Source organism: Breoghania corrubedonensis (assembly GCF_003053845.1).
GTDB classification, from domain to species: Bacteria; Pseudomonadota; Alphaproteobacteria; order Rhizobiales; family Stappiaceae; genus Breoghania; species Breoghania corrubedonensis.
In genome coordinates, this window is sequence record NZ_QAYG01000001.1 from 596,827 (window position 1) to 609,415 (window position 12,589).

General features: G+C 62.8%; 12 protein-coding genes. 7 read left to right on the forward strand and 5 right to left on the reverse strand.

Going from position 1 to position 12,589, the window contains the following annotated elements; genetic code table 11:
• Nucleotides 1-124 precede the first annotated feature (124 nt).
• From C8N35_RS02610 to C8N35_RS02620, 3 genes are read right to left on the reverse strand one after another with little or no spacing between them, the layout of a single operon-like run.
• Nucleotides 125-1,666, reverse strand: coding sequence for a sensor histidine kinase (locus tag C8N35_RS02610; protein WP_107989028.1), 1,542 nt, complete (start codon nucleotides 1,664-1,666; stop codon nucleotides 125-127).
• Nucleotides 1,667-1,706: 40 nt separating this feature from the next.
• The gene (locus C8N35_RS02615) at nucleotides 1,707-3,137 is read right to left on the reverse strand and encodes a dihydrolipoyl dehydrogenase family protein (protein WP_107988054.1); all 1,431 of its coding nucleotides are present in this window, start codon (nucleotides 3,135-3,137) and stop codon (nucleotides 1,707-1,709) included.
• Complete coding sequence (locus tag C8N35_RS02620) at nucleotides 3,134-3,940, reverse strand: TVP38/TMEM64 family protein (RefSeq protein ID WP_107989029.1); 807 nt, start codon at nucleotides 3,938-3,940, stop codon at nucleotides 3,134-3,136. The genes C8N35_RS02615 and C8N35_RS02620 overlap by 4 nt, the downstream gene beginning before the upstream one ends.
• Before the next feature lie 582 nt (nucleotides 3,941-4,522).
• Here C8N35_RS02620 and rpmH point away from each other — a divergent pair.
• From rpmH to C8N35_RS02655, 7 genes are all read left to right on the forward strand, one after another.
• Nucleotides 4,523-4,657 carry a 50S ribosomal protein L34 gene (gene rpmH / locus C8N35_RS02625; RefSeq protein WP_107988055.1) on the forward strand — a complete coding sequence of 45 codons (135 nt, stop codon included), beginning with the start codon at nucleotides 4,523-4,525 and terminating at the stop codon, nucleotides 4,655-4,657.
• A 23-nt stretch (nucleotides 4,658-4,680) separates the two neighbouring features.
• Entirely contained in the window at nucleotides 4,681-5,130 is a 450-nt protein-coding gene (gene rnpA, locus C8N35_RS02630) for a ribonuclease P protein component (protein ID WP_245926633.1), read from the forward strand.
• A gap of 16 nt (nucleotides 5,131-5,146) precedes the next feature.
• Nucleotides 5,147-6,985 carry a membrane protein insertase YidC gene (gene yidC / locus C8N35_RS02635; RefSeq protein WP_107988056.1) on the forward strand — a complete coding sequence of 613 codons (1,839 nt, stop codon included), beginning with the start codon at nucleotides 5,147-5,149 and terminating at the stop codon, nucleotides 6,983-6,985.
• Between the two features lie 181 nt (nucleotides 6,986-7,166).
• Nucleotides 7,167-7,856 (forward strand): CatB-related O-acetyltransferase, encoded by a 690-nt coding sequence (locus C8N35_RS02640; protein ID WP_107989031.1) that lies wholly within the window; start codon nucleotides 7,167-7,169, stop codon nucleotides 7,854-7,856.
• A 63-nt stretch (nucleotides 7,857-7,919) separates the two neighbouring features.
• Nucleotides 7,920-8,606: a ribosome biogenesis GTP-binding protein YihA/YsxC gene (gene yihA, locus C8N35_RS02645; protein WP_107988057.1), complete on the forward strand. Its 687-nt coding sequence runs from the start codon at nucleotides 7,920-7,922 to the stop codon at nucleotides 8,604-8,606.
• Nucleotides 8,607-8,811: 205 nt separating this feature from the next.
• Nucleotides 8,812-9,642 carry an acetylglutamate kinase gene (argB, locus tag C8N35_RS02650; protein ID WP_107989032.1) on the forward strand — a complete coding sequence of 277 codons (831 nt, stop codon included), beginning with the start codon at nucleotides 8,812-8,814 and terminating at the stop codon, nucleotides 9,640-9,642.
• 193 nt (nucleotides 9,643-9,835) lie between these two features.
• Nucleotides 9,836-10,522 (forward strand): pyrimidine 5'-nucleotidase, encoded by a 687-nt coding sequence (locus C8N35_RS02655; protein WP_107988058.1) that lies wholly within the window; start codon nucleotides 9,836-9,838, stop codon nucleotides 10,520-10,522.
• Nucleotides 10,523-10,602: 80 nt separating this feature from the next.
• Here the strand turns inward: C8N35_RS02655 and upp are convergent, their stop codons facing one another.
• Complete coding sequence (gene upp, locus C8N35_RS02660; protein ID WP_107988059.1) at nucleotides 10,603-11,232, reverse strand: uracil phosphoribosyltransferase; 630 nt, start codon at nucleotides 11,230-11,232, stop codon at nucleotides 10,603-10,605.
• 51 nt (nucleotides 11,233-11,283) lie between these two features.
• Entirely contained in the window at nucleotides 11,284-12,588 is a 1,305-nt protein-coding gene (locus C8N35_RS02665; RefSeq protein ID WP_107988060.1) for a DUF1688 family protein, read from the reverse strand.
• Nucleotide 12,589 lies beyond the last annotated feature (1 nt).

The following is a 12,589-nucleotide window of genomic DNA, read 5'->3' on the forward strand; positions in this document are numbered from 1 at the left end:
CCGAACAGGGCGCTACTCCTACTGCCTAAAAAGCGTGATTGCAAGAGTGCAGGACGCGAATTCTGCTTTGCCACGCAACTTGCGGGTTTGCCTGTGGAAATCCCGCCAGGCAGTCCAATGCCCGTCACCCCTGCCGCAATACCACGGCGCTCTCGTCGGAGCTGTTCAGAGCTTCAGGTTCCGTCTTGCGCCCTCCATTTGGGACCGACCGCGATCTGGTCAGTTCGGACGACCGTTCGGGCAGAATGATACGGAAGCACGCACCGGGCCCGACATCCTCCAGAGCGATCTCTCCGCCATGCGCGCGCACCAGTTCGGCCGCGATCGCAAGGCCCAGACCGGTGCCCCCGGGGCGAACCGAGGACTGGAAGGCCCGGAAAAGATTGGCGCGGGCGGCGGGCGGAACACCCGGTCCGGTATCCGCGACGCGGATCGTCACCACCGTTTCTTCACGCTCCGCAGCAACCCAAAGCCGCTTGACAACGGCAGGGTCGCCCTCGCCCTGGAGCGCCTGCACCGAATTGCGGCAGATATTCATCAAAACGCGGAAAATCTGTTCGGGATCGGCGTAGATCTCCATCTCGCCGGAGACCTGGTTTTCCCACGCGATCGTTTCGTGCTCGACGAGTCCGAGCACCTGGCCGACGTCATCGACGATTCGCGCAAGATGCACGAGCCGGCGGGCCGGCGGCGCTTCCTGTGCGCGTCCGTAGGCAAGAACGGCGCGGGTATACCCGACGGCACGGTCGAGGGTGGAGACGATCTTGGGGGCGAGCCGGGCAGCCAGCGGATCGGAGCTCGTCTCCAGCCGCTCCAGAAAAAGCTGGGCGGACGCCAGCAGGTTCCTCAGATCGTGGTTGATCTTTGAGACCGCGAGACCGAGATCGGCAAGCCGTCGCTGTTGATGGAGTGTCTGACCCAGCGTCGCCTGCATGGTGGCGAGCCGCTCTTCCGCCTCGCCGATCTCGTCGGTGCGTCCGGAGGGTGAGATCACACGCGACGCATCCTCAGGCATCTCGCCAAAATCCGCCATGTTGGCGGACAAACGCTGCAGCGGCCGCACGAAGAGCCAACGCAACGAGATGTAGACGAGTGAGGCGGTGATGATCGAAATCACCAGCGACAGACCGAGGATTCTCACGGAGAAACCAAGCATCGCCGTGCGCAACGGCGCCTCCGACATCACGATCTCGATGGAGCCGCTCATACCCATCTCGGCCTCGCCGACGATGCGAATCGTCCGATGGGCTCCGTTCATCAGCGTATCGAAAGCCTCCAGAATCGCCGTGGAGGCGTCCATCGCGCTCATGTTCACGACATCATCCACCATGGGTGGCATGGCCCCCATGGCAATGAGCCGCCGCGTCGGGCCATCGTTGAGCGCGATCGCGTCCGAGCCGGTTGCATGAAGCAGGCGTGTCTGGAGGGAGGGAGAGATCACATCGGACTCGGCAAGGACCGCCGCCGCGACGCCGGCGGTCCGCAGCTTGTCGCCCAGCCAGTTGTTCCGGAAGTTCGCGATTGAGGGCACGAAGATCAGGATTTCGCTCACCATCACGAAACTGACGGTGAGCATCAGCAGCTTTGCTGAAAGCCCGACACGACGCGAGCGCCCACGGGCGACCGCGTCGTCGGCAGAGCGAGGTGTTTCGGCTGCGTCGGGCATGGCAAACTTCAAGCGCGTCTTGTGAAGCGATAACACCACCTTATCCGAAGATGCGCAGGAAACGAACCAGCCGCCGGACCCACGGGTTATCGAGACTGTCGGTGTAGAACGAGACCGCCGCGCGTTTGCCCGCTTCCGACAGCGTCGGATAGGGCAGGACCAGACCGGCTATCGCGGAAACCTTCAGGCGCCGGGAAACGGCAAGCGACCAGAGACCGATCAGTTCTCCCGCCCGGTCGCCGACGATGGTGGCCCCCAGAATGCGGCCGCGCCGGTCTGCGACCAGCTTGACGAAGCCTTCCGTGCGCGCTTCGGCGCGGGCGCGGTCGTTTTCCGCGAAAGGCGCGCGCAGCACCTTGAGCGAATCACCATGGCTTTCGCGCGCTTCGGCTTCGCTCAACCCGACATGTGCGAGTTCGGGATCGCTGTAGGTGACGCGCGGCACCAGAACGGGCCTGTTGCGGATCGGCAGACGGAATAGAATGGCTCGAACGACCAGCCCCGCATGATAGTTCGCCGCATGGGTGAACTGCAGCCCGCCTGCCACATCTCCGATCGCATAGACACGGCGATTGGAGGTTCGCATGGCCTGATCGACCTGGATGCCGCGCTTGTCATGATCAATGCCTGCCACATCGAGACCGAGACTTTCGGTATTAGCCGTCCGCCCCACGGCGACGAGCAGGTGCGAACCGGAAAGCCTGCCTTCGCCTTCCTGCGCTTCGACGATAACCGCGATACCGGCTTCATCCGTCTCCACCCGCACGACCTTCGTCGCTTCGTGCAGGGCGACACCTTCGTCCCGCAAAGCAGCACGCACGACAGCGGCGGCTTCCCGATCCTCGCGCGCGAGAACCGTTGCAGCCTCCACCACGCTCACCTGCGCGCCGAGGCGGCGATAGGCTTGTGCCAGTTCGATACCAATCGGGCCGCCCCCGATGATGATCAGATGATCGGGGCGCGTCTTCAGATCGAAGATGGTTTCGTTGGTCAGAGAGCCGACCGTATCGAGGCCCGGGATCGGAGGAACGGCCGGGGATGAACCTGTCGCGATGACGAAGCGGCGGGCGCGAACGCGGACTTCGCCGGCCTCGACCGTCCGCTCGTCCACGAAACGGGCGTGGTCCTGGAGCACGGTCACGCCCAGCGCTTCGAATCGCTCGACCGAATCATGAGGTGCGATCGTGGCGATGACATCGTGGATGTGAGCATGGGTCAGGCCGTAATCGAGCACGGGCTCGCCCGCATTCAAACCGAGCGCCCGCCCCGACCGGGCATCATGTGCGAGGGCGGCGACGGCAATGAGGGATTTGGACGGCACGCAGCCATAATTGAGGCAATCGCCTCCCATGCGCCCTTTCTCGATCAACACGACCTCGACACCGAAAGCGGCGGCGGCAGCCGCCACGCTGAGGCCGCCGGACCCTGCGCCGATGATACAGATATCGGGGGTGAGAAGCCGCGACGTCATGTGCCGTCTCCCGCGCGCCAGCGGCGCCACTTCTTGGTGACAACCGGAATGAGAGCGACGATGCCGAGCGCGACAAAGGCGATGATCATCTGCCGGGTGACAAGGGCGGAGGGATCTATCGAGCAGGACCCTCTTGCCGCGCATCCGGGATCGGCACGTTCCTGTGCGGCAATCAGACTTTCGAGCCCGGAGCCGAGAAAGGCATAGGCGTAGGTTCCCGGAAGGATCCCGATGAAGGTTGCCAGCGTATAGGTGCGAAGCGGCACGTTGACGAGCGCAGGCGCCACATTGACCAGCCAGAACGGAAAGATCGGCGTCAGACGCAGGAAGAGGAGATAGTTGAACGCATCTTCACGCAGGCCCTTCGCCAGACGCGCCGCCATCGAACCGGCGCGCTCCTTCAACGCATGACCAAGCGAAGTACGTGCGGCAAGGAAGATGATCACGGCGCCGATCGTGGCCGCGAATGCCGTGATCGCCCCGGCCGCGAGAGCACCGAAGAGAAGTCCGCCCACCATCGTGAGCAGAGAGGCTCCGGGAAACGACAAGGCGACGGCGGCAACATAAACAGCGCAGAAAAGGCCGAGAGCCGCAATCCGGTGCTGCTCCACCATGGCCGCGAGGGCGGCGTGATTGCGGATGAGTTCGGAAAGGGAAAGATACTTGTGCCAACCGAGCGCGAACCCGAGCACCATCAGCGCGAGAAGAACCGCAAGCGGGAGCCAGCGCTTCCATGTGGACGGTTTCACACAGCCTGGAGATGGGCCCTGCGCGGCCGGCTCCGCCTGGTCTCGTCTCGGCATCGGGCCTCCCTTTTTCCGCATGCTGGCCTGAAAATGTTCATCCGCCATCCGCCGCAAGCCACGGCTGCCGTCTCTCCACCGCAGCATTGTGGGTCAACGAAGAACCGGAAAACAGGCGCGGGAAACAGCTTCGTTCTGTCGCACGACCTCCCCTATCTAGAGATCATAGGTGTCGTGCGCGCGTTCAATCGGATGTCTTCACCCGGAATTGATTACGCATTTGAAGAACATCAAGCGCTTGTGAGCCAACAGGGAGCGGTGTGGAGGTTCGGCGAACGCCGCGACGGAGACGCTCTCGATCACACCATTTCGCCTCGTCCGACCATCGGGTTCGAAGACGCACGCGACAATCGGAAATGTTCGGCATCCGTTTGCGTTGACTTAGCCGGCCGCCGCCCGTATAAGCGCGCTCCATCAGGACCTGTCGCCCGACCGGTTCTTTCCGGCTGCGGTATTGTACGCTACGTGCCCCTGTCCGATTGGAACGTGCGCTTGACGGAGCGCGCCGGGCGCATCCTCAGCCGAACACCGATCGTCTAGTCAGTTTTAAGTCAAGGGCCGCGTCCGGCGCGGTGGGAAACAATGAAGCGCACGTATCAGCCGAGCCGTCTTGTCCGCAAGCGCCGCCACGGTTTTCGCTCCCGCATGGCCACGAAGAATGGCCGTCAGGTTATCAATCGCCGTCGCGCCAAGGGCCGTCAGCGGCTTTCCGCCTGAGGCTTGAGCATGGCGGATAGCTGATGATCGCACCGCCGTTTTCTATGCCTGTGCTGAAGAAGCGCTCCGAGTTTCTCGCAGTCGCCAAGGGCGTGCGGGCACCTCGGCGCGCTTTCGTGCTGCAAGCACTCTGCGACCGCGACAGCGGCCACTTGCCGCGGATCGGCTACACCGTCACAAAGAAGACGGGTAATGCCGTGGAACGCAATCGCATCAAGCGACGTCTGAGAGCGGCCATCCGCGACGTCGCGCCGTTTGCAGCCAGGCCCGCTTGCGATTATGTCCTCATCGGTCGGCGCGCGGCACTCGATATTTCCTTTTCCGATTTGAAAAAGGATTTGGCCGCAGGCTTTGCCCGCGTGCATAAGGACGCCAGAACTCCCGCTGACGGACAGGACGGTCCGCAACCGGATCGCCGCGCGCCCGGACGCAGCGGCGAGCCAACCACCGCGCCAAGGGCGAAATCAGAGTAACGGTGAGACCAGAGGCATGTTCGAGAACAAGAACTACATCATCGCGATCGTGCTCTCGTTGGCGATCCTCCTTGGCTGGCAATTCCTGATCGTCCAGCCCCGGATCGAGGAACAGCGCAAGCAGCAGGAAATTGCCCAGCAGGACGCCGCTACCACGCAGGCGGACGCAGGCGAAAGCGCGGTGCCGACTTCCTCCAAGCCCGCGCCAGGCGTCGCCCAGGGCATCGCTCCGGCGCCCGGTGCCGGTGCGACAGCACAGCCGGACGCCGCGATGAGCCGCGAACAGGCGCTCGCCGCGTCGCCGCGCGTCGAAATCAAGACCGAGAGCCTCTCCGGCTCCATCAATCTGCGCGGCGCGCGCATCGACGACATTCATCTGGTGAAGTACCGCGAGACGGTGGACGACAACAGCCCGACCATCACGCTGTTCTCGCCGTCCGGCAGCCAGACCCCCTACTACGCCGAATTCGACTGGGCCGCCGATCCGGCAGCCAATGTCGCGCTTCCCGATTCCCAGACCCTTTGGACCCAGACGAGTTCCGGCCCGCTGACCGAAACCAATCCGCTGAAGCTGAGCTGGGACAACGGTCAGGGCCTGGTCTTCCATCGCACGATCGACGTCGACAAGGATTACATGTTCACCGTCACCCAGTCCGTGGAGAACACCACGGGCGAGGCTGTGAAACTGTATCCCTACGGCCTCATCTCCCGGCACGGCACGCCGCACACGGCAAACTTCTACATCCTGCACGAAGGCATGATCGGCGTCTTTGGCGACGAAGGCCTGAAGGAGGTCAAATACAAGGACCTCAAGGAGGAGAAGGCGGTCCGCGGCGGCAAGATCAAGGACGGCTGGCTCGGCATCACCGACAAATACTGGGCCGCGGCGCTGTTGCCGGAGAGCGTGGACGGCGAATTCCAGCCGCGTTTTTCCTATATTCCCGGTGTCGACGGCTACCAGGCCGACTTTCTGGGCGATGCGATCACCGTTCCCGCTGGCGGCACATCCGAGGCGAAGGCACGGCTTTTCGCCGGTGCCAAGGAAGTCGGGATCGTCAACAGGTATGACGAGCAGTACGGCCTGCACAATTTCGACCTGATGATCGACTGGGGATGGTTCTATTTCATCACCAAGCCGATGTTTCACATGATCGACTTCTTCTACAAGCTGGTCGGCAACTTCGGCATCGCGATCCTACTGGCGACCGTCGTCGTCAAGCTCATCTTCTTCCCGCTCGCCAACAAGTCCTACGTCTCCATGAGCCGCATGAAGAAGGTGCAGCCGCAGATGAAGGAGATCCGCGAGCGCTACGCCGACGACAAGGCGCAGCAGCAGAAGGCGATGATGGAGCTGTACAAGAGCGAGAAGATCAACCCGCTTGCCGGCTGCATACCGGTGGTGGTGCAGATCCCCGTCTTCTTCTCGCTCTACAAGGTGCTCTACATCACCATCGAGATGCGGCACGCTCCGTTCTTCGGCTGGATCCAGGATCTCTCGGCCCCCGACCCGACATCGGTGTTCACCCTGTTCGGCTACCTGCCCTGGGATGCCCCGCACTTCCTGATGATCGGCATCTGGCCCATCATCATGGGCATCACGATGTTCTTCCAGATGAAGATGAACCCGACGCCGGCCGAGCCCGCGCAACAGATGATCTTCAACTGGATGCCGGTTCTGTTCACCTTTATGCTGGGTTCGTTCCCCGCCGGCCTCGTCATCTACTGGGCCTGGAACAACTCGCTGTCGATCCTGCAGCAGTATGTCATCATGCGGCGGCAGGGCGTGAAGGTGGAGCTGTTCGGCAACATCGCGGGCATGTTCAAGCGCGACAAGAAAGCGCCGGAAAAGAGCTGACGGCGCACCACGCCGCAGCCGACCCGACGATCCCAGAGGAGTTCGCGAACATGATCAGGTAGAGGCGATCCGCATTCCGGCATCATCATGCCCATGGAGCGGATCACGCGGAACAAGTTGTCGGCCAATGCGATCGATCGCACGCGAGCCGGCGTCTTCTCTCCAGCATGAGGACGACACCATGCATGGTCCAGATCCGGACTGCCTCTACCCGTTCAACGGCGAACCCCACACGGTCTTCCTGAAAAACGCCATTACCCGGCCGAACATTCTCGTTGGCGATTACACCTACTATCACGACGACGATGGCGCGGCCGGGTTCGAAGACCGCTGCGTTCGCTACCATTTCGATTTTCTCGGCGACCGGCTGATCATCGGCCGGTTCACAGCAATCGCCACGCGCGCGCAATTCATCATGAACGGCGCCAATCACGCGATGACGGGGCTGTCCGCCTATCCCTTCAACATATTCGGTCAGGGATGGGACAAAGGCTTCGACTTTGCCACCATAGACGCTGGCCTGCGCGGCGATACGACCGTCGGCAACGATGTCTGGATCGGGCGGGAAGCGACGATCATGCCGGGCATATCCATCGGCGACGGCGCTATCATCGGGACTTGTGCCGTCGTGGCCGGCGATATCCCGCCCTATGCCATCGCGGTGGGCAACCCGGCGCGCGTCATCCGCAGCCGGTTCGACAGCAAGACCATCGACCGGCTGCTGGCCATCGCCTGGTGGGATTGGCCGGCGGAACAGGTCAGCCGCCATCTCGACCTCATTCGCGGCGCGGATATTGACGCTCTCGAACGCGCCGCGATTTCTCGGCCTGGCGCGCGCGGGACCAGTCGATCCCATGCGTTGCCCGACTAATACGACCTGTCCGCCACCCTTTCGGTGGTTCCCCCGGAAAACGAGTTGTCCTAGAAGAGATCCATGGACCAGAACCCAAACGATAGCGAAGCGCGCGCCGCAGCTCTCGAAGCCGGCCGGCTTCTGTTTGCCCGGCCGTGGGAGTTCGTGACCTCGGTCGCGCGTTACGATCAGCTTGTCCCACCGGCGGGCGTTGAAGTCGCCTTCGCGGGCCGCTCCAACGTGGGCAAGTCGAGCCTGATCAATGCGGTGACCGGCCGTAACGGACTGGCGCGCACCTCAAACACCCCCGGACGCACCCAGCTTCTCAACTTCTTTTCCACCGCCGACTTCGGCGGGGCGGAGCCGATCACCATCGTCGACATGCCTGGCTACGGATATGCCGAGGCACCGAAGAAGACGGTCGACGCCTGGACAAACCTTATCTTCGACTATCTGCGCGGGCGCCCGAATCTGCGTCGGGTCTTCGTTCTGGTCGATGCGCGCCATGGGCTGAAGGGCAATGACCTTGCCGCGTTGAAGGCGCTCGATACGGCCGCCGTGACCTACCAGATCGTGCTGACCAAGGCCGACAAGGTGAAACCGCCAGCACTCGAAAAACTCGTCAGCCAGACGATCGAGGCGATCGGCCGGAGACCGGCCGCCTTCCCGCAGATCATCGCCACCTCAAGCGAAAAAGGCACGGGGCTCGATGAAGTGCGCGCGACCATAGCCGAAATCGGCGGTTTTCGGCTCCCCTCCATCGCATAGTGCGCTTACAGATCGGGACAAGATCGCCCGGCCGGAGAGAATTTCCATCGGCAATTGCGGTTACCCTTGGGAGCGAATTGGTCTATAGACGCTCTCCTGACCGGGCACAGGATCGGACATGACGGACGAAAACAGCAGCGCCACGAACAATCATTCGACGCCCGCGCAGACGCGCGCCACCATCATCTCCGAAGCCCTGCCCTACATGCAGCGCTACGACAACCGGACGATCGTGGTGAAATATGGCGGGCACGCCATGGGCGACCCGGAGCTTTCGCGCGCCTTCGCGCGCGATATCACGCTGCTGCGCCAGTCCGGTGTCCAACCGGTTGTGGTGCATGGCGGCGGCCCGCAGATCGGCGCCATGCTGGAACGGCTCGGCATCAAGAGCGAGTTCCGCGGCGGGCTTCGCGTCACCGACAAGGCGACGGTCGAGATCGTGGAAATGGTGCTGGCCGGCGGCATCAACAAGGACATCGTCAACACCATCAATCATGAAGGCGGACGCGCTGTCGGCCTTTGCGGCAAGGATGGCCGCATGGTGATTGTGGACAGGCTGACGCGTACCGTCGTCGACCCCGACAGCAACATCGAGAAGATCGTCGACCTCGGTTTCGTCGGTGAGCCGAAGACCGTCGATCCGACCGTGCTGAAGCTGGTTCTGAAGGAAGACCTGATCCCCGTGGTTGCCCCCGTCGCGCCGGGGGTGGATGGCGAGACCTACAACGTCAATGCTGATACCTTCGCAGGCGCCATCGCCGGCGCGCTGAACGCATCCCGTCTGATGTTCCTGACAGACGTCTCGGGTGTGCTGGACAAGAACGGCAAGCTTATCAAGCGGCTCACCATTGCCGAGGCACGCGCCCTGATCGTCGACGGCACGATTTCTGGCGGCATGATTCCGAAGGTCGAAACCTGTATCGCCGCGCTCGACCGCGGCGTGGAGGGCGTCGTCATCCTCAACGGCAAGATCCCGCACGCGGTGCTGCTGGAGCTCTTCACCGAAGGCGGCGCGGGCACGCTCATCACCCGATAGGGCAGATGCCCGTTGCTCTCGGGTGGTTTTGCGCGTACGCCACGGTCATCCGCCGGACTACCGGCGGCGTGGACACGCGCTTCCCCCGATTGACGCTCCGCACGCGCGCGCCTATTCGAAAGCCGACGGTTGTCTGACACGACATCCCAAGCCGCCGCCCCCCCTGGCTGCCAAAGCTCACGAGCTTCCCTCCATGTCCATGAACGCGTTCAGCTCGGTCTCCGACTGGGTCTTCGACCTCGACAACACGCTTTACCCCGCGCAGACAAACCTGTTCGCACAGATCGATGACAAGATCGTCGAATATGTGATCCGGCTGACCGGCATGAGCCGCGAGGACGCGCAGCGGATCCAGAAGGACTACTACCGGCGCTACGGGACGACCCTGCGCGGGTTGATGATGGAATATGCCATCGAGCCGGATGATTTCCTGGAATTCGTGCACGACATCGACCATGAGGCGCTGAAGCCCGATCTCAGGCTCGGAGAGGCCATCGGGCGGTTGCCGGGGCGCAAGTTCATCATGACCAACGGCACCAGGCAGCATGCGCGCGCGGTGGCCACCAAGCTCGGCATCTTCGACTATTTCTCCGACACGTTCGGGATCCAGGAAGCCGAACTGATGCCGAAACCCTATGCGGAGACCTACGAGCGCTTCATCAAGCTCTACGACATCGATGCGAAAAGCTCGGCGATGTTCGAGGATCTGGCGCGAAACCTGAAGGTCCCGCACGATCTGGGAATGCGCACGGTGCTCGTCGTGCCCGGCGGCACGCGCGAGGTCTTCCGCGAGGACTGGGAACTGAGGGGTCGCAACGCTCCGCATGTGGATTACGTCACAGACAATCTTGCCGCGTTCCTGGAAACGCTCGTGGGGTGACGGGTGAGCGAAGCTCGCCCGGATCAGATCCGGGGACGGTCACAACCCGGGCACGACATGCGCAAGCCCGGCTCACACCTTCATTTCGTGCCGTACATCCGGTCGCCGGCATCGCCCAGCCCCGGAACGATATAGGCGTGCTCGTTGAGCTTCTCGTCGATCGCCGCGGTGAAGATCGGCACGTCCGGATGCGCCTCGGAGAATTTCCTGACCCCTTCCGGGGCGCCCAGCAGGCAAACGAACCGCAGGTTCTTCGCCCCGCGCTCCTTCAGCCGTTCCACCGCGACAATAGCTGAATTGGCGGTCGCCAGCATCGGATCGACGACGATGATCAGCCGGTCCTCGAGATCCTCCGGCGCCTTGAAGTAGTACTCGACCGGGATCAGTGTCTTGGGATCGCGGTAGAGACCGATATGGGCGACGCGGGCGGACGGTACGAGATCGAGCATGCCTTCGAGAAGGCCATTGCCGGCGCGCAGGATCGAGCAGAAGACGAGCTTCTTGCCGGCAAGGGTCGGCGCGCGCATTTCCGCGATCGGGGTCTCGATGGTGATCTCGGTCAGTTCAAGGTCGCGGGTGACCTCGTAGCACATCAGATGTGCGATCTCGCGCAGGAGTTGCCGGAAGCTCGATGTGGAGGTTTCCTTGTCGCGCATGATGGTGAGCTTGTGCTGCACCAGCGGATGGTCGATGACGGTCGCCGTGCTCATGCCGGAAACTCCTTTTCTTGGCCTATCGGCCTTGCGTCTTTCAATTGCGCTTCACAGTAGCCTGTCCGCACCGGCAAACAGAAGCACCGGGGCGGCGCTGCCGCGCTTTTCCAATGCAATCTTGCCTGCGGCATATCGCATGCCGCCTTCCAGCAGCCCGACGAGAGGCAATTCCTCGTCCCCTGCCCCAAGCCGATTGCGCAGTTTTTCCGCAAGCCGGTCGCAGAGCGCCACGGCAAGACCGCGCAGTTCCACCGACGCGGCCGTACCGGTATCCGGCGAGGTTTCCTTTTCGTGGGGCGTACGAAGGGACAGAATGCCAGTGTCGAGAAGCAGCCCTATCGCCACCGGATCGCTCTGAGCCGTCAATGTTTCGAGTTCCACGACCTCGATACCGGCCCAAACCATCGGCTCGGCGAGATCGGTGACAAGACGTTGCAGGCGGGTATGAAGCGGCAAGAGCCCCTGCGTGTCCGGTGTTATTCCCTTCCCCGTCACCGCTGGATGACGATGGGTGTCGCCAAGCGGAATACCGCCAAGCTCCAATCCGCCGGCGAAGACGGGCGCCAGCCCATCGGCAAGCACCTCAAGAATACGCGCCGCCGGCAGGGGCTTCGAAAGCCCTTCATCGAAAAGCAGATCGAAAAGCCCCCCCGGGCGCGGGTCGTCCTCGCGCGCGAAAAGATCTTCGCGCAAGCCGACCGCCTCGCCGAGCCGCCGCAGATCTTCGGCCCGCCCATCGCAGTCGATGCGGTTGGAACCCGGTTCAACCTGCAGGCCTGCAGCGATCTCGCTGGACGCGATGCGAACGAGTTGTCCGGCATCCGCACGCAGAGGATCACGCGGCACACCGGAAAAGACGCCGCCGGCGATCATCGCGAGACTGGCGATCGCGAGCCCGTCCGCCCCGTGGTAACGCTCCGCCGTAAGTCCCTCACCAAAGGCCCAGTCGGGCGGAGCCGTTATACCGACGAAACCGCTCACAAGTGCCATATCGACGGCGGCTCGTCCCATTTCGCGCACACCCGCCCATTGACGCGTTCCCGCCAGACCGGCGAAACGGTCATGCCCACCAGCTTCGAAGCGGCGCCACAGGGAATGGAACGGCAAGACCAGATCGGGCCATCTTTCGCGAATAAGGGCTGCGATGCGATCTGCGGCCGGGTCGAGCGCGGCCATATCGAGCGCGACATGTTCGAGGCCGCTCCCCTGGGCCTTTTCGAAGAGCAGCTCGGCACGGCTGCGCACCGCAACGCCAGTCATAAGGTCCCGTGCCTGGTGGGCGCGCGCCTCATCGAAGTCGACGGGTAGATCTTGGTCGAAGCGGTGGGCTCCTGGATCACTTTTTTCAGTCATG